Raw genomic sequence first — 19811 nt, 5'->3', positions numbered from 1 at the left:
GCCAGCGCTTTGTCGAGGGTGAGCAAAGCGCTGCTTGGCCAGCAGCCAGCGGCTTATTTCTTGCCGATGGTGATCTGCTTGGTCGTGCCGTAAACCTGGCCGCTGACACCCTTGGCGATTTGCTGGATTTCACCGCCGGCTTTGATAAAGGCCGCGATTTGCGCGTCGATCGAAGCGCTGGTTTCAACGGCCGGGGCCGCCTTGGGTTTGCTGTTGGATGCTTTTACGCGCATGACGGCCATTAACCTATTTAAAAATTAATTTGGCCGCGCATTGTACCCGATATGCTTGACAATTGCTTGATAAATAACTCTCGAATGACAGTGGGTGTGCGCTGAGATATATTCGCAGGCCTTGAATAATCCACTTAGTCATTAACCAAGTCGTTGTTTTCTCAGCAATAGCAGCGCCGCTTGCGGTCGCTTTAGCAGTGGTCAGGAGCCGCGCCTGGCGCGTGTTTGTGCCGGCAGCCGGCGGCCGATGGACTGCGCGTGGGCTGAGAAACCGGCGCGCAACTCGGGTAGAATGCCTGGCTGAAACCGAGGGTAGGGCATCATGGCTGTAATTGGACGAATGAATAGTTTGCAGGTCGTGAAGCACACCGACTTCGGCCTGTATCTGGACGGTGGCGCGGATGGCGAAATATTGCTGCCCAAACGCTATATCCCGAGCGATACGCCGAGCGAAGTGGAAGACTGGCTGAATGTTTTCATTTATTTGGACAGCGACGACAAACTGATCGCCACCACGGAAAAACCGAAAGTGCAGGTGGGTGAATTCGCCAGCCTGAAAGTGGTGGATATCAACCGAGTCGGTCTATTTCTCAACTGGGGCTTGCCGAAAGACCTGCTCTTGCCCCATTCCGAAGAAAAGCGCCCGCTGCAGGTGGGCGACTACTGCGTGGTGCATGTCTTCCTCGACAAGCGCAGTAAGCGCATCACCGCCACGGCCCGACTGGATCGCTACCTGGACCTGCTGCCGGCGAACTACAAGGTGGGCCAGGAAGTCGATCTGCTGGTGGTCGAAGCCACCGATATGGGCTTCAAGGCGATCATCAACGGCAAGCATTGGGGCCTGATCCACAAGAACGAGCTGTTCAAGTTCGTGCGCGGCGGCATGCAGGAAAAGGGCTTTATCAAGGAAGTGCGCGGCGACGGCAAGATCAGCCTGAGCCTGCAGCCGGTCGGCCAGGAAGCCGCCAGCAGCCTGGCCGAACAGATCCTGGCCAAGTTGCGTGAAGAGGGTGGCGTGCTCCACCTGAATGACAAGAGCTCGCCCGAGGCGATCACGGCGCTGTTCCGCGCCAGCAAGGGCAATTTCAAGAAGGCGATTGGCGGCCTGTACAAGCAGGGGCGCATTCTGATTCACCAAGACCGCATCGAACTGGTCGACAAGTAGCGCCGCCCCGGATGCCGTCGACTTTGTCCAGGTCGACGGCTGCCTGCCGCCGTGCAGCCCTGGCGTCGCCAGAAAAACCCGCTTGAGCGTGCGTCGACTCCATTGAATAATGCCCGAGCCATGCGCCGTTGTAGCTCAGTCGGTAGAGCACGTCATTCGTAATGATGGGGTCGGGGGTTCGATTCCTCTCAACGGCACCACTTCTTTCTCGCCAGTCCCCGTTCATATCAGCGCGCCCAGCCATTGGGCTGCGTCGGATGTCAGGGCGTAGGAAACCATCAACTGACCGATAGGTTTCACCTGGGCAGCGCGCCTATTCAGCGATTCTAGATCCCAAAAAAATGGGCTATGTCTGAGTTGGCTGTTGTCGGCATGCTCATCCCTTGTAGGAGCGGGCTTGCCCGCGAATCGCGGCCGAATAGAAAAGCATCGCGGCCAATAACTAGGCGTCCCCATCGCTCCTACGGGTTTCGCGACAACCGCCAGCACTGCTGGCAACACTTAATTGGTACATAGCCAAAAAATGCCGCTTGCCTGGGAAGAGCAAGGCGGCATTTTTCTTAAGTGGGGCTAGTCGGGCTTTTTCCCCCAGAGCTGTTCCAGGCGTTTGTCGCGGCCGCAGCCATTGCGGTAGTAGGCGTAGCGCAGCGGATTACGCTGGTAGTAATCCTGGTGATAGTCCTCGGCCGGGTAGAAACGGGTGGCGGGCAGCACTTCGGTGACCACCGGGCCCGGCAGCTTGCCGGAGGCTTGCAGGGCGTCCCTGGAGGCTTCGGCCTGGGCCTGTTCCTCTGCATTGGCATAGAAGATGGCGCTGCGGTATTGCGGGCCGCGGTCGCAGAACTGGGCGTTCGGCGTGACCGGGTCGATGGTGGGCCAGAAGGCTTCCAGCAGTTTGGCGTAGCTGGTCTGACTAGGGTCGAAGCGCACCTGCACCGCCTCGATATGGCCGCTGGTGCCCGCCGAGACCTGCTCGTAGCTGGGGTTGTCGACATGCCCGCCGATATAGCCGGAGGTGGTTTCGAGCACCCCAGGCAGCTTGTCGAAGTCGGCCTCGGTGCACCAGAAGCAGCCGCCGGCAAAGATCGCCACGCCGCTGTCGCTCGCCGTGCCGGCATTGTCGCTGGCCGGGGCGGGTTGTGGGGCCTGGGCCGCGCTGGGTTCGCAGGCCGCCAGCAGGCCGGCCAGGAGCAGGGTGATGCCGCGCAGAAGGGGTTGATGCCAGGTGGGTGTGTTGCTCATGTTCAGCTCCGCAGTTCGGGCAGGCTTTCGCCCTGGGGAATAAAGCGCAGGGCCACGCCGTTATTGCACCAGCGTTCGCCACGGGGTTTGGGACCGTCATCGAACACATGGCCCTGATGCCCGCCGCAGCGCGCGCAGTGGTATTCGGTGCGGGGAAAGATCAGTTTGAAGTCGCGCTTCTGGCCGACATGGCCGGCTATCGGCTGGGTAAAGCTCGGCCAGCCGGTGCCGCTCTCGTACTTGTCCTGGCTGTTGAACAGCGGCAGGTAGCAGGCCGCGCAGATATAGGTGCCCTCGCGCTTCTCCTGATTCAGCGGGCTGCTGCCCGGGCGTTCGGTGTCTTCCTCGAACAGCACCGCATAGGCTTGCGGCGAGAGCAGTTCGCGCCAGGCGCTGTGGGGTTTGTCCAGGGGCTGCACGGTGGCGGCCGCGGTGATCGCTTCGGCCAGGCTGAGCGGGGCCTGGCCGAGCAGGGGCAGGGCGGGGAGGAGGGCCAGGCCCTTGAGTAAGGCGCGTCTTTTCATGGCTGTGTCTCGCGTGATGTCTGGCTCAATAGACAGAGCAGCCTAGGCGTTGTTACAGCCGTAGCGGGACTTTGTCCGCTGCCACTTGTAAGCAGGTATTAGCGACTGCGTGAGTCAGCTGACCGGCAGCTCGTGCCGATTGTGCGGCACATCGTCGTCGTCGACGATAACGCAGTTGCGCCCGGCGTTCTTGGCGCGATAGAGGCGCTGGTCGGCGCGTTTGAGCATGCTTTCCCAGTGTTCGGCGTTGCGCAGGGTGGCTCCGCCGACCGACATGGTCACCATGCCGCCCGGGCCCTTGAGGTGTTCCGCCAGCTGTTGCTGCAGGTGCTGCGCGGCGGCTTGCAGCCCGGCTTTCGCGGTGTTGGGCAGGAGCAGGAGGAACTCCTCGCCACCGAAGCGGAACAGCCGATCCCCTTCGCGCGAAGAGCGCTTGATCAGTTCGACAAAGTCCACCAGCACCTGGTCGCCGGCCTGGTGGCCATAGCTGTCGTTGATGCGCTTGAAGTGATCCAGGTCCATCACCAGCACGCCGTAGTTGTTGCCATGACGCCGGCGCATGGAGGCGGCGATGCGCAGCTCCTCGTTCATCGCCCGGCGGTTGCGCGCTCCGGTCAGGGGGTCCTGGATGGCCAGTTGCTGCAGTTGGTCGCGCTGGCTGCGGGTGCGGTAGGCGAAGATGTAGGTCAGGGTGCTGGCCATCATGCTGGTGACCAGAAAGGAGACCATCTGGTAGTCGCTCTCGAAGACGCGCCCGGGATGCAGTTGCCCGTAACCGACCATGGTCGTCAGCACCAGGGTGGTGGCGATCAGGGCCTTGCCCGGCGACACCATAAAGAAGTTGAAGAGGATCAGCGGGTAGATCCAGAACAGCCCGTTCACCCCCAGGTTGATGGCGATCAGGGTGGCTGCGGTGGAGAAGATCGCGGCCAGGTAGATGCCGGGCTTGACCGTGTCGCCAGTGCGCCAGGCATAGAGCACGGCCAGTACGGTCGAGAAGACGATGATGATGTCGGCGACCCCCACCAGGAAGTTCCCCGTGGCCAGTCGATAGACGGCATAGGGTGAAATGCCGATCACGCCAAACAGCCCCATCAGGGTGATGATGGACAGCTGGAAGTCGTTACGCAGACGCCTGAGCAACCGCGGTATACGCATATGTATAGCCATTCTTGTCGTTGTTATGGGCCAAGCATGCAGAGCTTAGCCCGGATAAGGCAACTTAAAAACAGGGCGGATGTGCCAGGTTGGCCGACTATCCGCCATAAGTGGCTTCAATCTGTGGGTTTTCAGGGGTTGCGCCGCTCTGGCGGACCAGTGCCAGCAAGTTCTTGCTGCGTCGATAGCGGGCCAGGCGTTCGGCCAGCGGCGCGGGCAGGCGCGGGCACTCGTCGAAGCCCAGGCGCTGGTAGAAGCCCAGCAGCTGCGGCTGGCAGAACAGCCAGACCGGCTCGTCGCGGCCGTCGAGCGCCTGCTCGATCAGTTGCCGTGCCAGGCCCTGGCTGCGCAGTGCCGGTGCCACCAGCAGGCTGGTCAGCCACTGGCCAGAAGCCACTGGGCGTAGACAGAGGGCCGCAACGATTTCACCTTGCTGGGCCACCCACAACTGATCGCTCTGGCCTGCCCGCATGGGGCTGCGATGGGCGCGGTAGAACTTGTCCGCGAGGGGCTTGAGCCGAGGGGGCAGGACGCGGAAATACAGGTCGGTCATGGCTGTTGAAGGCTGCGCGGGGTGGGGTTGGCAAGTGCCTGGCGGTTGCCGGCGGTGCTGCAGTTTAGCGCCTTGGTCCAGGGGATAAGCGCCCAGGGTCGCGAACGGGTCACCCTGGCGGTGGCCGCCAGCTGCACATTTGCGGCGGCTGGCTGGGCTTTCCTCGCCAGGTCTGCTGCCGGTGCCGGCCTGTCAGGCCGGCAGGCGACGGCGCTCGGCGCTGATTTCTGGCAGATCCTGGCGGCGCATGTACACCCGCAAGGGCTCGCCGATGTTCAGGCGGTCGTCGATATTCTGTTCGAACAGCAGCTGCAGGCGGCTCCGGTCGAGGAGCATCAGATTGCCTTCATAGGCTCGCCAGACGAACTCGCAGGCGGGGGTGATGCTCTGTTCCAGTACATCGAGGCCGAAGGAGTCTTCGGAAAAACGCACGATATGCCGGCCGGTCTTGGCGTTAAAGCCGACAAAACCCTGCAAATGGTCGGCGGCGGCGCAGATGCTGGCGGAGGTGATGCTCATGGGAACCTCGTCGATGACGGTTGGCGGGGCGTACCCCGGGAAACAACCGCCATAGGCTAAGGCGTAGTCGGCAGCGCACCTTGCGCAGGATCAATAAGCCGGCAGACAGTCGCTCGGCAGGGCCGTGGGCTCAGTTCTGCCGTGGCGAGGAGAAGGCGCTGATCTTGCCGAAGGGCGCGCTGTGCATGTCGACCTTGACCGCCATCAGCGGCGAGTTGTTGACCCAGATATCGTCGATCACGATGGTCTCGCCCAGATCGTCGTTGTCCGCGGCCACCAGCAGGTAGTAGGTGCCATCTTCCGGGGCTTCGCCCTCCCAGCTCAGGCTGATCTGGCCGACCACTGCCGAGGCGCGCGAGGGGTTGGCGGCGATCACCGTGCCATAGGCATCGAGCAGCAGGGCGCGCGGTTTGAGGGCCAGCTTGTTGAAGCTGATGCAGGGTTTCTGGCACAGCGAATTGACATTGAGGCTGTAGTGCTCGCCCTTTTTCAGCTCCAGGGAAAATACCCGGTAGTTGGAAATCGAGCTGCCGAAGTCCAGGCGCGGCTCGTTGGCGCTGATCGGCCATTGCTGGGCCAGCAGGGCCGTGTCGAACGGCAGGGGGATGGCCTGGGTGTTGTGGATGGCTTCCAGGGTGGTCTTGGCCACCGGGCCGCTGCCGCTGATGACCGCGTCCTGGTAAACCGCCTGCTGATTGCTGGCGCAGGCTGTCAGCAGTATGCAGGCAGCCAGGGTGAGAAACTTGTGCACGGTAAAACTCCTGTGTGACAACGTCCTTGTGTACACGCCGGGCACTCTATGCGCGGCGGCCGGCGATTCTACTCGCTTTGGCTGTTGCTGACTGTGATTGATCTCCCTGGTTCACAGCCCCCGGCAAGTGCGGCACCGCCCAGAAGGCAGTGGCGGCGTGCTTGCCGGTGTCTGGCAATTAGCCGGAAAGCCCGACGTAGACGTTCTGCACGTCATCGTGGGCGTCGATGGCTTCGAGGAAGGCTTCGACTTCTTCGAGTTGCTCGGCGCTCAGGCCGGTCACCGGATTCTTCGGGCGGTAGCCCAGTTGCGCCGAATGCACGGTGAAGCCCTGCTCGGGCAGGGCACGGCAGACGGCATCCAGATCGGTGAGTTCGGTGATAAACAGGGTGTTGCCTTCGTCGGCGGGCTCGAAGTCCTGGGCCCCGGCTTCAATCGCCGCCAGCTCCGGGTCTGCGCCTTCATCCGAGGACGCCTCGATCAGGCCGACATGGTCGAAGTCCCAGGTCACCGAGCCGGATGCGCCCAGTTGGCCCTTGCGGAACAGTACGCGGATCTCGGCCACGGTGCGGTTGACGTTGTCGGTCAGGCACTCGACGATCAGCGGCACCTGATGCGGCGCAAAGCCCTCATAGGTGGTGCGTTCGAAATTGACGGTTTCGCCGCTCAGACCGGCCCCTTTCTTGATTGCCCGCTCCAGGGTGTCCTTGGGCATCGAGGCTTTTTTCGCCTGATGCACGGCCAGGCGCAGCTTGGGGTTCATGTCCGGATCGGCACCGTTGCGTGCGGCGATCATGATTTCCTTGACCAGCCGGCCGAAGATCTTGCCTCTGGCGTTGGCGGCGGCTTCTTTAGGTTTGGCTTTCCACTGGGCGCCCATGCTGTTCTCTTGGTCTGTGCGGATGGAGGGGGTCGTCTGCCTGGCCGGGCGAGCGCCAGCCCTCGGGCTGAGCGGCGGCACAGTGGCCGGCGACGCATGCAGGGAGCGATTTTAGTCCCTCCAGCGGCCGCTGGCACCCTGCAATTTTGTCGTACCGCTCCAGCCTCCGGGTGGACGGGGCGGCTTCGCCCCGGTTGCAGCGCCGCCGCCCGCGCAACCAAGCGCCCGGGGCGCTGGTCTATGCTTAGACCAGACTCGGAAAAGGAGGCAGACAATGCGCAAGGTATTGATTGCATACGACGGCTCGGCACCGGCCAAACGCGCCCTGGAATACGTGATCAACTTCGCCCGCGATCATGCCACGCCGCTGCATGTGTGCCTGCTCAATGTGCAGCAGGAGCCCATGCTCTACGGCGAGTACGTGACCGGCGAGGTCGTCGCCCAGTTGCAGCAGTCGATGACCGAGGCGGCGGTCCAGGAGCTGGAATGGCCGGCCGATCAGTTGAAGGCCGCCGGCCTGGCCTATACCACCTACACCGCGCTGGGCAATGTTGCCGAGCAGGTTGCCGCGCTGGTCCAGCAGCAGGGCTGCGACACGGTGGTGATGGGCACCCGTGGGCTGGGCAGCTTTACCGGCATGCTGCTGGGTTCGGTGGCCACGCGGGTGATCCATGAGGTCTCGGTGCCGGTGCTGCTGGTGAAATAACCCGGGTCGCCTGCGACGGCAGGCGAACCACGCGGGCGGTGCCGGCCGCGAGAGGGGAGCATGACCCCGCGCGCGCTTCGCCGCGTCTGCCTGCTGGCCCCAGGCTCGTCCGGAGCCTGCACTGTGTGGCCGGTTTGTTCCCCGACTGTATAGCCCAGCCTCTGGCTGTGCCTGCTCTAATGGCGGCTTGCCTGTGCTGAGGGGGCCGCTATGTCGCCCAAGGATTTGTTGCTGGCCCTGGTGGTGATAGTCGTCTGGGGCATGAATTTCGTGGTGATCAAGGTCGGTCTGGAGGATATGCCGCCGATGCTCCTGGGGGCGTTGCGTTTTATCCTGGCAGCCTTTCCGGCGATCCTGTTTATCAAGCGCCCGCAGATACCGCTGCGCTGGTTGCTGGCCTATGGGCTGACGATCTCGCTCGGCCAGTTTGCCTTTCTATTTTCCGCCATGTCGCTGGGTATGCCGGCTGGCCTGGCCTCGCTGGTGCTGCAGTCGCAGGCGTTTTTCACCCTGATGTTCGCCGTGCTGCTGCTCGGCGAGCGTTTGCACCGGGCCAATCTGTTCGGTTTGCTGGTGGCCGCGACGGGCTTGCTGCTGATCGGTCTGCAGGGCGACCGCATCATGACCCTGGCCGGCTTCGTGCTGACCATCGGCGCGGCGGCCATGTGGGCACTGGGCAATATCATCACGCGCAAACTCGGCAAGGTGAATCTGGTTGGCCTGGTGGTCTGGGGCAGCCTGATTCCGCCCTTGCCGTTTCTGGCGCTGTCCTGGCTGCTGGAAGGCCCGGAGGCAATGGCGAGTGCGCTGCGCGGGCTCGGCCTGGACTCGATCCTGGTGCTGATCTACCTGGCTTTCGGCGCGACCATCCTGGGCTATGGCCTGTGGAGTCGGCTGCTGTCGCGTTACCCGGCCAGCCAGGTGGCCCCGTTCTCGCTGCTGGTGCCGGTGGTCGGGCTGACCTCGGCGGCGCTGCTGCTCGACGAACGCCTCAGCGCCCTGCAGCTGCTGGGGGCGTTGCTGGTGATGCTCGGCCTGCTGCTGAACGTCTGCGGAGGCTGGTTATACGATCGACTGCGCCTGGCCCGGGTGCCGGGCTGAGGCGCGAGTCGATCTGCCTGGGCGCAGGGGCCTGGGCCGCAGAGTACAAACCGTGGGAGGGGTTTTAGCCGCGATAACCGCTGTTGCAAGCGCGCCGCTAAAGCGCAATGTCGCCCAGCGCCTCCCACGCCGTTGCGCCATGGCAAAGCTCGCGGGCAAGGACTAGGCACGCCCGCCGCTCCTACAAAAGCGTTCACCTCGGGCAGCAGGTTATTAGCTTAACGCTTGCCCATGGCGCGGCGGGTGCCGCTGGGGGCCGGGCCGATCTTCTTCTCGTGGGCGGACTTGTTGCCCTTCTGGTGCCAGGGTTGGTCGTTCTGCTTGCTGGAGGCGGCCTTGGCCGCGCAGAACAGCGAAGCAAACCCGGTCTTGTTCGCGGCCACCGGCTCGTTGCCCGATGGCGGGGTGTCAGCCTGGGCGCTGGGCTGTGGGTCAGGCAATTGAGTGCTGGTCATGGAAGGTCCGCGGCGGCCGAGGTCATAAAGGGGGCGCGAGTATACCCCTCTATTGGTGCGGGCACCTGTCCAGCCGCTGTGCGGGGTTGCGCGTCGCGTCGGCCTGGCTGGCGCGCACAAAAAAGGCGCTGTGGTGGGGGCCACTGCGCCTTTTTCTGGGCTGTACCCCCGGGTTGCACGGTTTGCGCCGATTGCCCCTCGCCCTTAGGGGCGAGGGGGCTGCCGCGACTGGCATTGCCGGGGTACCGCTCGAGCCTGGCCTTTCGGCCGGGGTTGGATCAGTCCTGGCGGCTGGTGACTTCCAGCAGGTGGTAGCCGAACTGGGTCTTGACCGGGCCCTGCACCACATTGATCGGTGCGCTGAATACCACGGTGTCGAATTCCTTGACCATCTGGCCTGGGCCGAACGAGCCGAGGTCGCCGCCGCTGCGGCTGGATGGGCAGGTGGAGTTGTCTTTGGCCACCTGGGCAAAGTCGGCACCGCCTTCGATAGCGGCTTTCAGTTCGTTGCACTTGTCTTCGGTGGCAACCAGGATGTGACGGGCAGTGGCGCGGGCCATGGGAGTTACTCCTTTGAAATAAGCGTTAAAGCCTACCGGAATCGGCCGGCGATTCAAGCGCCGACGCTGGGCCGGGGGCGCTATCGCTACGCTGCACCGGGTATTTGATTATTTCAGCCTGCGACAAAGGTCTTAGGGCTTGCCTAAACGGGGGGGGAATGGCGTAGGCTGGTGCTGTCGCCTCGGGAGGCGACGCTATTCGCGAACAGTTGAAGAAGGAAAGCTTTATGCAAATCCAAGTTCACAGCGATAACCACATCGAAGGCAGTGCCCGCCTGGTTGAATGGGTGAGTGCCAGTGTTGCCAGCAAGCTGGAACGCTTCGACGATGAGTTGACCCGTATCGTCGTTCACCTGCACGACGACAATGGCCAGAAGGCCGGCGCACAGGACAAACGCTGCCAGATCGAAGCACGGCCAAAAGGCCTGCAACCGATTTCCGTCACCCACAGGGCCGAGTCACTGGAACAGGCCATCGATGGCTCCATCGAAAAACTGCACCACGCCCTCGATCATCAGTTCGGCAAACTACGCAGCAAGCGCGCCACCCCGCTGCAGAGCGACGAGGCCGTGGACATCCCCGGTCAGGACGCGCTCCTGCATGAAGACTTCCTCGCCGAGCAACAGCTGCGCGCGCTGTAAGTCCACGCCCCCGGGCAGCAGGCCATGGCCTGCTGCCAGCCCCTTCATTCTGTGCGCCCCGCAGGCCTGCCTGCGGGGCGCAGTCGTATGCGCGGCACTCACAGGTTGTTCTAGATCGGCTGCCCGCCCGCCAGCAGCATTCCCTGCCGGGCAATGCGCTAGAGTCGCAGGTGATTGACTCGCGACAGCATCCATAACCCGCTCCATGCCCCCCCAGCGGCACTATGGGGGCCTGGGCCAGGCTGAACAGCAGATTGTCCAGAGTGAACCGGCCAAGAACCGTGTAGGGGATCAGTTTCAGGGCATTGGTCAGCAGGAAGAACACATTGATGGTGGCACATAGCGCACCTTGTCCAGTTGCTGCAGCAGCAGGTGCATCATCAGAGAGGGGCAAGGGAGATCGACGCCTCGCCTGTTGTCTAAAATTAGGTTGTCGGGCGTGAAGCGCCCGAGCGCCAATTCTAGGAGGCCTGGTTATGAATACCCTGACTATCGAAGGCTGGTGCAAACCCAACCCCGCGCAGAAGTCCACCCCCATGGGGCAGATTCAATTCCACCTCAGTGAGAGCGACCACCTGCGTCTTGAACAGGCCGAAGAGCGCCTGCAGCAAACCCATGAGCCCGAGGTCATGGTAGATGTCGATATGGACGCGCTGGAGTTGAGCACGCCGCCCGAATGCGGGCCGCTGTCCGACTGCCGCTTTCGCGTCTATCTGAGCACAGGCGATCAGCGCGGTCAGTTCCATCTGGTCGGCCATCGGGCCAGCGACGGCAGCCTGATCTACACCAATGCGGTGATGGTCGATCAGCTGGGTTGAGCGCTAGCGGGCCGGGGTTACTCCTGCAACCAGGCTTGCGCCTGCGCTTCCTGCATCGAATCGAAGGCCTTGATGGTAAGGCCCGGAATCAGCGCCCCCTCGACCGCGCTGATGCGCCTTACCCATTCCTGGTCGGCCACCACCGCCACGCGATCGAAGCGACGGATAAAACGCAGCAGTTGCGGGATGCGCGCCAGTTCGACGCCCATGGCTCCCAGGGTCGGCAACTCGAACGTGCCGATGCGGTACATCATCCGGCCGTGTTCGATGCCTTCGGCGTGCTGGGTCAACTGATCGAGCGCCATGCGCATCTCGATGCTGTCGAGTTTGCCGGCAAAGTCCACGTCAATGCGGTTTTCGCCGTTGCGGGTTACCTGGAACATAGCGATTCCTCCATGGGGTCTATCTGTTCACCATACGCCGCCTGGCGGCGGCTGTTAATGCACCGCAGTCGTGGCCAATCGCGTCTGTGCGGCGTGCCGGCCTTTTGTGCCTTGCCTGCGACGGCGGCGAGTCCGCATCATGGAGGCCATTCGCATGAAGGAGGTGGTTATGGGCATCAGATCATGCCTTGCAGGTCTTGCTGCGTTGCTGTGCAGCCTGGGTGCCGCTGCGGTCGAGGAGGCGCAGCTGGTCGAGTCGATCAACCTGTACCGCAGCGAGGTGCAGCGTTGCGCGCAGCAGGCTTCGGAGGAGCTGCCACCGCTGGCGACCGATCCACGGCTGGTGCTGCCCGTGGGGCGCGCCGGCGATTTGCAGCAGGCGATGAGCGCGGCGGGCTATCCGATGGTCAATGTGCAGGCGATCAGCCTGTCCGGGCCGCGGGATGCCGCGGCGGCCATGAAGGTGCTGCAGGAGAGCTTCTGCCAGGTGCTGCTGGACCCGCAGTTCGTCGATGTCGGGGTGAGTCGGCAGGACCGTGACTGGCGCATCGTGCTGGCCCGCCCGCTGCTGACCGCAGGCCTGGGCGACTGGCAGGCGGAAGGGCAGAAAGTCCTCGAGCAGGTCAACGTCGCCCGCGGGCAGGCGCGCCAATGCGGTCGCCAGGCCTTCGCCGCCGCCACGCCACTGACATGGAATGCCACCCTGGGCAGCGCCGCGCAAACCCATAGCCGGGCCATGGCCAACGGCAACTTCTTCGCCCACCAGGACCGCGACGGCCGCACCCCGGGCGACCGCGCGGAACTGGCCGGCTACGGCGGCCAACGGGTCGGCGAAAACATCGCCGCCGGGCTGGATAGCGCCGGCAAGGTGGTCGAAGGCTGGCTGGCCAGTCCCGGCCACTGTGCCAACCTGATGAACCCGCAGTTCAGCGAGCTGGGCGCAGCCTATGCCAACGACCCCAAGAGCGACGCGGGGATCTACTGGACGGCGCTGTTTGGCGCACCGTAAGCCGCTGCGGGTTGCCATGCTGAGCCCCCGCTTACTTGAGCGGCGGGTGCGCCCGGGTTCTGGCCGTGGTGCGCGCGGCCAGGTTCATCAGCTGCTGGAACTTCGGACACTCCAGGTGGTTTTCCGCCGGGCAGGAGGCCGCGTGGCGTAGGCCGTCGCGGATGGCGCTGAGGCGCTTGATGCGGCGGTCCAACTCGTCGGCCTTGGCCTGCAGTTGCGCGCGGTCGATCGCCGGCTGGGTGCCTGCGGCGAGCATGACGGCGATCTCATCCAGGGAAAACCCCGCCTCACGACCCAGCGCGATCAGGGCCAGGCGCTGGATCACCGACTCGTTGAACACCCGCTTGAGGCCGTTGCGGCCGATGGAGCGGATCAGGCCTTTCTCTTCGTAATAGCGCAGAGTCGATGCCGGCAAACCGGACCGGCGCGAGACTTTGCCGATATCCATCTCTTTCATCCTTGACCTCAAGTTGACTTGAACTGGCAGGCTTATGAAAACAGCCTTTCAGACAAAGCAAAAGAGGTGGAGATGAACAGTCAACTGATCCTGCAGGTGTTGTTGGTGGGCGTGGGCGCAACGCTGCTGATGGATATCTGGGCGCTGGCGCGGCGACGCGTGTTCGGCATTGCCTCGCTGGACTACGCCCTGGTAGGGCGCTGGCTGGGGCATATGCGCCACGGCCGTTTCCGCCATATGGCCATCAGCAAGGCACAGCCCGTGCGTGGCGAACGGCTGCTGGGCTGGTGCAGCCATTACCTGATCGGTGTGGCTTTCGTTGGCCTGTTTGTGGCGCTGGTAGGGCCGCAGTGGCTGTGCCGGCCGAGCTTATCGCCGGCGCTGCTGCTGGGTATTGTCAGCGTGGCTGCGCCCTTGCTGCTGATGCAGCCGGGGTTCGGCATGGGGTTGGCGGCCTCACGGATGGCCAGGCCCTGGCAGGTCAGGTTGCGCGCGCTGCTGACCCATCTGGTGTTCGGCTTTGGCGTGTACCTGGCCGGCTGGCTGGGGGCGCAGCTGTTTGCCTCACCCCTCTGCCACTAAGGGTTGTTGCCTAGGGTCTGCGCCAGATGCTGCTGGTAGCGGGCGATATCGGTCTCGATGGCGGGGCGCTTCATCACGTCGACGCAGAGGAAGGTCGGCAGGGCGCTCATGCCGAGGAACTGGTTGGCCTTGTGGAAGGGCAGGTAGACGGCGTCCACGCCCTGGCCTTCGAAGAAGTCGCTGGGGTCGTCGAAGGCCTGCTGCGGGGCGTTCCAGGTCAGCGACAGCATGTACTGCTTGCCCTGGATCAGGCCGCCGCTGCCGTACTTCTGCGAAGCGTCCGAGCGGGTACGGCCGTCGCTGGCGTAGAGGCTGCCGTGGCCTGCGGTAAACACCTCGTCGAGGTACTTCTTCACCGTCCAGGGCGCGCCCATCCACCAGCCGGGCATCTGATAGATGACGACATCGGCCCAGAGGAATTTTTCCACCTCTTCGGCGATGTCGTAGCCGCTGTCGATATGAGTGTGCTTGAGGTCGAAGCCGGCGCGGTCGAGAAAGGCCAGCGCGGTGTCGTGCAGGGTGGCGTTGTAGCGCCCCTCGGAATGGGCGAACTGTTTACCGCCGTCGAGCAGCAGGATCTTCTTCATGGCATGGGCCTCGGTAACGTGATGGCGGCATGCTAGGGCGCACGAGCGGGTAGAAACAGCCGGCCACGCGCAAATGACATGTGACTAAAAGGCATGAGTGGGGCGCTTTTTGCCGTTGTAAGGTAAATAACCACTGATCTGCCAGGAGCCCAGCATGGCCGATACCTACGGATTTATCCTGCATGCCCACACCCGCCCGGAAAAGGCCGCCGAGTTCGAGGCGCTGTTTCGCGCCTATATCGAACCCAGCCGCGCCGAGGCCGGCTGCATCGAATACCACATGCTGCGCGACAGCCACGACCCGACGCTGTTTATCTTCTATGAGGTCTGGCAGTCGCGGGCGCACCTGGCGATCCACAGCGCCTTGCCGCATATGCGCCAGTTTCATGACCGGCGCATGGACTACCTGCGTAGCGATTTCGACATTCGCGAGATCGAGATGCTCAGCCCGGCGGGCTAGGGCCGGGCTTACACCGCGAACGTCGTCAACTCCGTTGGCGTGGCCTGCGACAGCACTGGTTGAGTTTACTGCTGGGGGGCAGGCGTGGCGTTGGTCGCGGCGGACCAGATGCGGTAGCGCACTTGCACCTCTGTCGGGGCGTAGATCACCAGCGGCAGCTTGCTGTTGTAACGCACCAGCAGGGGCTCGCCACCCACCGGGACAAAGGCCTGCTTGCGGCTGTTATCGGGGCAGGCCATCAGGGTGCTCATCGCCGGGCCGACCTGACTCAGCTGGTAATAGCTGTAACCCCAGCCCTCCACGGTCTTCTCCTGCCACTGGCCGCCCAGGCGCTGCTGGTTGCAATCCACCTCCAGGGTCTTGCCGGCGATCAGCTCGACCTTGTGCTCGGCCTCATTGGTCTTGGCCGGCAGCTCGATGACATGGCGGTTATAGCCTGCACTGGCCGCCGGGTAGGGCTTGAGCGCTTCGGGTGTGGCGGCGCAGGCGGCCAGTGGCAGGGCGCAGGCAAGTGCGATCAGGGGCAGTTTGTGCGAGTTCATTGAGAGTCCTTGTCGAGTGGGCCTGGTGGGCCGTCCGTTGAGCAAGATTGCCGGGTTGGCTGAGCAGCCAACTGACCCTTGTGCATAGGTGAAGTTCCTCGGCTTGGCAAGTTGGCAGCGGCCGAGCCGGGCGAGGGCCGTGGTCCTGTACCGCTGCTGTCGCGCGCCACTGTGTCTATGCACCGTCTCTGGTCCGCTCGAGAATGGCCTTACTCCATCGCGCAGGGCCCACCATGCATATCGCCATCCTCACCTTCGACGGCTTCAACGAACTGGATTCGCTGATTGCCCTAGGCATCCTCAACCGCATCAAGCAGCCGGGCTGGCGTGTGTCCCTGGCCGCGCCAAGCGAAACGGTCACCTCGATGAACGGCGTGCAGCTGTATCGCCAAGCCCGCCTGGATGAGATCGAGTCATTCGACGCGGTACTGGTCGGCAGCGGCATCAAGACCCGCGAGATCGCCCGGGACGCCGCCGTGATGCAGGTGTTGGCGCGGCTCGATCCGACACGTCAGCTGATCGGCGCGCAGTGCTCCGGCACCCTGCTGCTGGCGAAGGCGGGTTTGCTGGACGGTATTCCAGGCTGCACCGATCTCACCAGCAAGCCCTGGGTGCAGGAGGCTGGCATCGAGGTGCTGGAACAACCCTTCTTCGCCCGGGGCAACCTGGCCACCGCCGGCGGTTGTCTGGCCTCCATCTACCTCGCCGCCTGGACCCTGGCACGCCTGGTTGGGCGTGAGGCGGCGGCCGAGGCGCTGCATTACGTCGCCCCGGTCGGGGAGAAGGCGGATTACGTCGAGCGGGCGCTCGGCAATATCGAGCCCTATCTGGGGGGCGGCTGAGCCAAGGGCCTGGTGCAGCCCGCGGCTATTCGCTGCGGGCCTTGGCCGCGTGACTTGTGCGGCCCGCAAATCGAGGGCCTGAGTCGATCTGGCGAACCAGCGCTGAGCCCATTAGTTCCCTGTGGTGCTGGCGAGCGCATTGCCATGCCCCGCACTTGTGGCGCGAGGATCGGGCGTTTTTGCAAGGGACCGGCTCAGGTGACCGCTACCAAGGCACCGGCCTGGTGATCTATCGTGTCGATTCCGTCAGCAGGGTATTTATGAGGCAGGGTATGAAAAGAGCATTGATTGCAGCGGGTCTGTTGTTGTCGTCCGGCATGGCGTTGTGCAGTGAGGGTGCCGCCTGGGATTACAGCGGTGCCAAGGGGCCGGAGAACTGGGCCAGGCTCAGCCCGGAGTATGGCGCGTGCGCCGGGAGCAATCAGTCACCGATCAACCTGAGCGGCTTTATCGATGCCAGGCTGGAGCCCATCGCCTTTGCCTACAACGCCGGCAGCGCAGAAATTCTTAACAACGGTCACACCGTTCAGGTAAACGCACGGGCGGGGAGCGCCATCGTCGTCGATGGCATCGAGTTCGAACTGAAACAGTTCCACTTTCATGTGCCGAGCGAAAACCTGATCAATGGCCAGTCCTTTCCCATGGAAGGGCACCTGGTGCACGCCGACGAGAATGGCCACCTGGCCGTCGTAGCGGTCATGGTGACCGAGGGGGACGCCAACAAGGCGCTGGCAAAAGCCTGGGCGCAGCTGCCGAAACAAGGCGAAAAGCTGGCCCTGAGCTCGGACATTTCCCCGCTGGAAATCCTGCCTGAAAACCGCGATTACTACCGCTTCAATGGTTCATTGACCACGCCACCTTGCTCCGAGGGCGTGCGTTGGCTGGTGATGAAGCAGCCGATTTCGGCATCCAAAGCGCAGATCGAGCAGTTCCTGCAGGTGATCCATCACCACAACAACCGCCCCGTGCAAGCGGTTAACGCTCGCCCTGTATTGGAATAGTTGGAATAAGCGGAGTGCGTGACGGCGCGCTGGGCTGGCTGCTGATAGCTGGCCGGCGTTGCCGGTGAGGACAGGGGCAGGGACGCCCAGTTCTATGGCCGTGTTAGCCATATCGCCAGCAAGCTGGCGTTCTCAAACAACCCGTATAGCATTGATTTTTTGTAGGAGCGGGCCATGCCCGCGAAACGCATCGCGGCCATGGGCCGCTCCTACTTCCCCTGCTTCTCGACAACAATATAGCGCTTGCCGCCACTGCGTTTGGCCACGTACATGGCCTCATCCGCGTGCCGTATCAGCTGCAGATCAGTCTGGCCGTGCTCTGGGTATAAGGCGATGCCCAGGCTTGGCGTACTCATCAGCGTGTGCCCTTCCAGGAGGTAAGGGGCGCTGAGGGTGGCGATAATCTTCTCGGCCACTGGGGCGGCATCTTCCTGCCTGCCGATGTTGTCCAGCAGAACGGCGAATTCGTCACCGCCCAAACGGCCCACCGTATCGGACTCGCGCACGCACTGCCTGAGGCGGCGAGCGACTTCCTGCAGCAGCAGGTCGCCGGTGCTGTGGCCAAAGCTATCGTTGATCTGCTTGAAGTTGTCCATGTCGAGATAAATCACCGCCAGGCGCAAGCTGTCTCTTGTTGCTCTTTGCAACGAACTGCGCAAGCGGTCGAGGAACAGCGAACGGTTCGACAGGCCAGTCAGTTGGTCGTACTGCGCGAGAAACTCCAGGCGAGAGTGCGTGCGCTTGCGCTCTATCGCCGCCGCCACCTGGCTCGACACAAACTGCAGCAGCGCCTGATCCTGCTCGTTGTAGCGCACGCTTGCGCAGTGATTCTGCAGCAGCAGCGCACCGATGGTCTGCGTTCCCACTATCAGCGGCACGCCAAGCCATTCCAGGGTATGCGGAGTCGCCTCTGCGCCACGCTGGGCAAGCCACTGCGCGGCCGTTTCCGGGGTTAACAGCACGGCGTTGCCGGAACGAACAACCTCGGCACAGAAGGTCGTGACGGCCGTCGGCATCGGTGAGGGCGGCGCACCGCACTGATCGGCCTGATAGGCCAGGCTGAGCTGGTCATTCGCGGCATCGTATAACGCTACGGAGAAGTGCTTGGCCGGCAGCAGCTGAGCAATCGCCTCGTGCACTCGGCCATACAGCGTGTGCAGGTCGTCTACCGTGTGAGCTGCTGCCGATACCGCATACAGCGCGGCTTGCATCGCCTCGGCACGCTTGCGCTGAGTAATATCGCGCGCCACCCCGACCCGCACCTGCTCGGCCTCAAGCCACTGGGCCGACCACATGATATGAACGATGTGGCCGTCTTTATGCAGGTAGCGGTTCTCATGGTCCTGCGAGGGTTGGCCCGAATTGATGCGCTCTATCAGCGCCCGGCTTGCGGCGCGGTCGTCCGGGTGCATCATGTCAAAGGCGGTGCGGCCAATCATTTCTTCGGGGCGGTAACCGAACACGCGCTCGCTGGCCGCGCTGACGGATAGAAAGCGACCCTCTTTATCCACTACGCAGACAACGTCCAGCAGCAGATCCAGTAGCTTGTCGTGGGGTGGGTGGCGATTTGATGTCATGGCGCTGACTATACTGCGCGGCCTGCCGGCTTCCTAGCTCGATGATTTATCCAAACTAGCGCCTCGATGCGGGGCGCAATCAGGGCTGACGGCCGATGCCAAGCGTGGCCTGTCGGCTAATATGCCTGTTAGCTAACTCGGAGGTGTGGGATGAGCCGGATCAGCAGTTGTGAATTGCTCGAGTGGCAAGCGGCGGGACGCAGTTTCACCCTGCTGGATGTGCGCCGCGTGGCGGCGCGCGTGGCGGATGCGGCCGCCATCGCCGACTCGCACTGGCACGCGCCCGAGGCGCTGCTCGCCTGGAAGGACACGGTGCCACGCGACAGGCCCGTGGTGCTCTATTGCGCCCATGGCCGCGAAATCAGCCAGGGTATCGCCGCCACCCTCGAAACGATGGGGCTCGATGCGCGCTATCTTATCGATGGCTTCTCCGGCTGGCGCGACGCCGGTCGGCCCACCGTTGCGCTCCGCGCCACTCGTTAGGCGCATTGATGGTTCTGGTCGAAACACACGCCAAGCGAAGTAGCCGCCGCAGCCTGGCCAGAAGGGCGAGCCGGGCGAGTAAAGAGAGGGTGATTCGGGCTAAGGGCGAAAAGGTGGCGCGTTATTCGCCGGCCTTGCGGGAAATAAATCCCCTTTGTCTACTGCGCGGCCGGCCATAGCAGCGGCAGCACGTGCTCGCGTAGCAGCGGTGCCAGGGTGGCTGGCGGCACCTCGCCCGGTGCCAGCCAGCGCAGTTCTTCCAGTTCGGCGGCGGCGCTGACGCTGTGCGGCAGGCGGGCCTGGAACACGCTGGCGTCGATCCAGGTATCGGCCTCGTTGGCCGCTGCGGCGCGGAACTGGCCGAGCGGTTGCAGTGCGTCTGCCGGCAGGCTGAGGTTGAGTTCTTCCTCAAGTTCGCGGGTCAGGGCGGCCAGGGCATCTTCGCCGGGCTCGGCTTTGCCGCCGGGCAGCATAAAGGCCTGGGTGTTGCGTTTGCGTACCAGCAGCAGGCGGCCTGCGTCGTCGATCAGGCAGGCGGCGGAAATGCTCAGAGTGGTCATGGTCTTTCGCTTTGGCTGTGGG

The 19811-nt window shown here is 63.4% G+C and carries 27 protein-coding genes, 1 tRNA gene and 1 pseudogene; 12 read left to right on the top strand and 17 right to left on the bottom strand.

Annotated elements, in window-relative coordinates:
* Window positions 1-53 precede the first annotated feature (53 nt).
* Window positions 54-242: a hypothetical protein gene (locus AACY13_RS14435; protein ID WP_325508144.1), complete on the bottom strand. Its 189-nt coding sequence runs from the start codon at window positions 240-242 to the stop codon at window positions 54-56.
* 313 nt (window positions 243-555) lie between these two features.
* Here AACY13_RS14435 and AACY13_RS14430 point away from each other — a divergent pair, with 313 nt between their 5' ends.
* Window positions 556-1398: a CvfB family protein gene (locus AACY13_RS14430; RefSeq protein WP_339462265.1), complete on the top strand. Its 843-nt coding sequence runs from the start codon at window positions 556-558 to the stop codon at window positions 1396-1398.
* A 124-nt stretch (window positions 1399-1522) separates the two neighbouring features.
* Window positions 1523-1598: transfer RNA gene (locus tag AACY13_RS14425), tRNA-Thr, on the top strand.
* Between the two features lie 370 nt (window positions 1599-1968).
* On the opposite strand, the gene msrA is transcribed toward AACY13_RS14425, so the two are convergent.
* The 7 genes from msrA to AACY13_RS14390 form a co-directional block, all read right to left on the bottom strand.
* Entirely contained in the window at window positions 1969-2640 is a 672-nt protein-coding gene (gene msrA, locus AACY13_RS14420; RefSeq protein ID WP_339462264.1) for a peptide-methionine (S)-S-oxide reductase MsrA, read from the bottom strand.
* Window positions 2641-2642: 2 nt separating this feature from the next.
* Window positions 2643-3164 (bottom strand): peptide-methionine (R)-S-oxide reductase MsrB, encoded by a 522-nt coding sequence (gene msrB, locus AACY13_RS14415; protein WP_339462263.1) that lies wholly within the window; start codon window positions 3162-3164, stop codon window positions 2643-2645.
* Window positions 3165-3278: 114 nt separating this feature from the next.
* On the bottom strand, window positions 3279-4322 hold the full coding sequence (locus tag AACY13_RS14410) for a GGDEF domain-containing protein (RefSeq protein WP_339462262.1): 1044 nt from the start codon (window positions 4320-4322) through the stop codon (window positions 3279-3281).
* Between the two features lie 97 nt (window positions 4323-4419).
* The gene (locus AACY13_RS14405; protein WP_339462261.1) at window positions 4420-4875 is read right to left on the bottom strand and encodes a GNAT family N-acetyltransferase; all 456 of its coding nucleotides are present in this window, start codon (window positions 4873-4875) and stop codon (window positions 4420-4422) included.
* A 192-nt stretch (window positions 4876-5067) separates the two neighbouring features.
* Window positions 5068-5394: a DUF2025 family protein gene (locus AACY13_RS14400; RefSeq protein ID WP_339462260.1), complete on the bottom strand. Its 327-nt coding sequence runs from the start codon at window positions 5392-5394 to the stop codon at window positions 5068-5070.
* 130 nt (window positions 5395-5524) lie between these two features.
* On the bottom strand, window positions 5525-6145 hold the full coding sequence (locus AACY13_RS14395) for a hypothetical protein (RefSeq protein ID WP_339462259.1): 621 nt from the start codon (window positions 6143-6145) through the stop codon (window positions 5525-5527).
* A gap of 178 nt (window positions 6146-6323) precedes the next feature.
* Entirely contained in the window at window positions 6324-7025 is a 702-nt protein-coding gene (locus AACY13_RS14390; RefSeq protein WP_339462258.1) for a YebC/PmpR family DNA-binding transcriptional regulator, read from the bottom strand.
* A gap of 274 nt (window positions 7026-7299) precedes the next feature.
* Between AACY13_RS14390 and AACY13_RS14385 the strand changes: the two genes are divergently transcribed.
* Window positions 7300-7731: a universal stress protein gene (locus AACY13_RS14385; protein WP_339462257.1), complete on the top strand. Its 432-nt coding sequence runs from the start codon at window positions 7300-7302 to the stop codon at window positions 7729-7731.
* 210 nt (window positions 7732-7941) lie between these two features.
* Window positions 7942-8832: an EamA family transporter gene (locus AACY13_RS14380; RefSeq protein WP_339462256.1), complete on the top strand. Its 891-nt coding sequence runs from the start codon at window positions 7942-7944 to the stop codon at window positions 8830-8832.
* A gap of 218 nt (window positions 8833-9050) precedes the next feature.
* Here AACY13_RS14380 and AACY13_RS14375 read toward each other — a convergent pair whose 3' ends face one another.
* The gene (locus tag AACY13_RS14375) at window positions 9051-9287 is read right to left on the bottom strand and encodes a hypothetical protein (protein WP_339462255.1); all 237 of its coding nucleotides are present in this window, start codon (window positions 9285-9287) and stop codon (window positions 9051-9053) included.
* A gap of 278 nt (window positions 9288-9565) precedes the next feature.
* Window positions 9566-9847, bottom strand: coding sequence for a peptidylprolyl isomerase (locus AACY13_RS14370; protein ID WP_339462254.1), 282 nt, complete (start codon window positions 9845-9847; stop codon window positions 9566-9568).
* A 227-nt stretch (window positions 9848-10074) separates the two neighbouring features.
* Here AACY13_RS14370 and AACY13_RS14365 point away from each other — a divergent pair, with 227 nt between their 5' ends.
* Complete coding sequence (locus AACY13_RS14365) at window positions 10075-10488, top strand: HPF/RaiA family ribosome-associated protein (protein ID WP_339462253.1); 414 nt, start codon at window positions 10075-10077, stop codon at window positions 10486-10488.
* A gap of 158 nt (window positions 10489-10646) precedes the next feature.
* On the opposite strand, the pseudogene AACY13_RS14360 reads toward AACY13_RS14365, so the two are convergent.
* Window positions 10647-10878: pseudogene (locus AACY13_RS14360) on the bottom strand (sulfite exporter TauE/SafE family protein); the annotation flags it as partial.
* Between the two features lie 86 nt (window positions 10879-10964).
* On the opposite strand from AACY13_RS14360, the gene AACY13_RS14355 reads away from it, so the two are divergent.
* On the top strand, window positions 10965-11306 hold the full coding sequence (locus AACY13_RS14355; RefSeq protein ID WP_339462252.1) for a hypothetical protein: 342 nt from the start codon (window positions 10965-10967) through the stop codon (window positions 11304-11306).
* A 17-nt stretch (window positions 11307-11323) separates the two neighbouring features.
* On the opposite strand, the gene AACY13_RS14350 is transcribed toward AACY13_RS14355, so the two are convergent.
* Window positions 11324-11689 (bottom strand): SpoIIAA family protein, encoded by a 366-nt coding sequence (locus AACY13_RS14350; RefSeq protein WP_339462251.1) that lies wholly within the window; start codon window positions 11687-11689, stop codon window positions 11324-11326.
* Between the two features lie 169 nt (window positions 11690-11858).
* On the opposite strand from AACY13_RS14350, the gene AACY13_RS14345 reads away from it, so the two are divergent.
* Entirely contained in the window at window positions 11859-12698 is an 840-nt protein-coding gene (locus AACY13_RS14345; RefSeq protein ID WP_339462250.1) for a CAP domain-containing protein, read from the top strand.
* A gap of 31 nt (window positions 12699-12729) precedes the next feature.
* On the opposite strand, the gene AACY13_RS14340 is transcribed toward AACY13_RS14345, so the two are convergent.
* Entirely contained in the window at window positions 12730-13155 is a 426-nt protein-coding gene (locus AACY13_RS14340; protein WP_339462249.1) for a helix-turn-helix domain-containing protein, read from the bottom strand.
* Window positions 13156-13227: 72 nt separating this feature from the next.
* On the opposite strand from AACY13_RS14340, the gene AACY13_RS14335 reads away from it, so the two are divergent.
* The gene (locus AACY13_RS14335; RefSeq protein WP_339462248.1) at window positions 13228-13737 is read left to right on the top strand and encodes a DUF2938 domain-containing protein; all 510 of its coding nucleotides are present in this window, start codon (window positions 13228-13230) and stop codon (window positions 13735-13737) included.
* Here AACY13_RS14335 and AACY13_RS14330 read toward each other — a convergent pair.
* Window positions 13734-14324, bottom strand: coding sequence for an NAD(P)H-dependent oxidoreductase (locus AACY13_RS14330; RefSeq protein ID WP_339462247.1), 591 nt, complete (start codon window positions 14322-14324; stop codon window positions 13734-13736). The genes AACY13_RS14335 and AACY13_RS14330 overlap by 4 nt on opposite strands.
* Before the next feature lie 154 nt (window positions 14325-14478).
* On the opposite strand from AACY13_RS14330, the gene AACY13_RS14325 reads away from it, so the two are divergent.
* Window positions 14479-14784: a putative quinol monooxygenase gene (locus AACY13_RS14325; protein ID WP_339462246.1), complete on the top strand. Its 306-nt coding sequence runs from the start codon at window positions 14479-14481 to the stop codon at window positions 14782-14784.
* Window positions 14785-14849: 65 nt separating this feature from the next.
* On the opposite strand, the gene eco is transcribed toward AACY13_RS14325, so the two are convergent.
* On the bottom strand, window positions 14850-15326 hold the full coding sequence (gene eco, locus AACY13_RS14320) for a serine protease inhibitor ecotin (RefSeq protein ID WP_339462245.1): 477 nt from the start codon (window positions 15324-15326) through the stop codon (window positions 14850-14852).
* A 233-nt stretch (window positions 15327-15559) separates the two neighbouring features.
* Between eco and AACY13_RS14315 the strand changes: the two genes are divergently transcribed.
* Window positions 15560-16168 (top strand): DJ-1/PfpI family protein, encoded by a 609-nt coding sequence (locus AACY13_RS14315; protein WP_339462244.1) that lies wholly within the window; start codon window positions 15560-15562, stop codon window positions 16166-16168.
* A 179-nt stretch (window positions 16169-16347) separates the two neighbouring features.
* The gene (locus tag AACY13_RS14310) at window positions 16348-17169 is read left to right on the top strand and encodes a carbonic anhydrase (protein ID WP_339462243.1); all 822 of its coding nucleotides are present in this window, start codon (window positions 16348-16350) and stop codon (window positions 17167-17169) included.
* A gap of 209 nt (window positions 17170-17378) precedes the next feature.
* Here AACY13_RS14310 and AACY13_RS14305 read toward each other — a convergent pair whose 3' ends face one another.
* Window positions 17379-18746, bottom strand: a complete 1368-nt coding sequence (locus tag AACY13_RS14305; RefSeq protein WP_339462242.1) for a sensor domain-containing protein — start codon at window positions 18744-18746, stop codon at window positions 17379-17381.
* A 150-nt stretch (window positions 18747-18896) separates the two neighbouring features.
* Here AACY13_RS14305 and AACY13_RS14300 point away from each other — a divergent pair, with 150 nt between their 5' ends.
* Window positions 18897-19229: a rhodanese-like domain-containing protein gene (locus AACY13_RS14300; protein ID WP_339462241.1), complete on the top strand. Its 333-nt coding sequence runs from the start codon at window positions 18897-18899 to the stop codon at window positions 19227-19229.
* 158 nt (window positions 19230-19387) lie between these two features.
* Here AACY13_RS14300 and AACY13_RS14295 read toward each other — a convergent pair whose 3' ends face one another.
* Entirely contained in the window at window positions 19388-19789 is a 402-nt protein-coding gene (locus AACY13_RS14295) for an NUDIX hydrolase (protein WP_339462240.1), read from the bottom strand.
* Window positions 19790-19811: the final 22 nt, after the last annotated feature.

This window comes from Pseudomonas sp. EA_105y_Pfl2_R69, assembly GCF_963970915.1.
Taxonomy (GTDB): domain Bacteria; phylum Pseudomonadota; class Gammaproteobacteria; order Pseudomonadales; family Pseudomonadaceae; genus Aquipseudomonas.
Note: the sequence above shows the minus strand (reverse complement) of the source record. Positions and strands in the feature narration are given on the sequence as shown.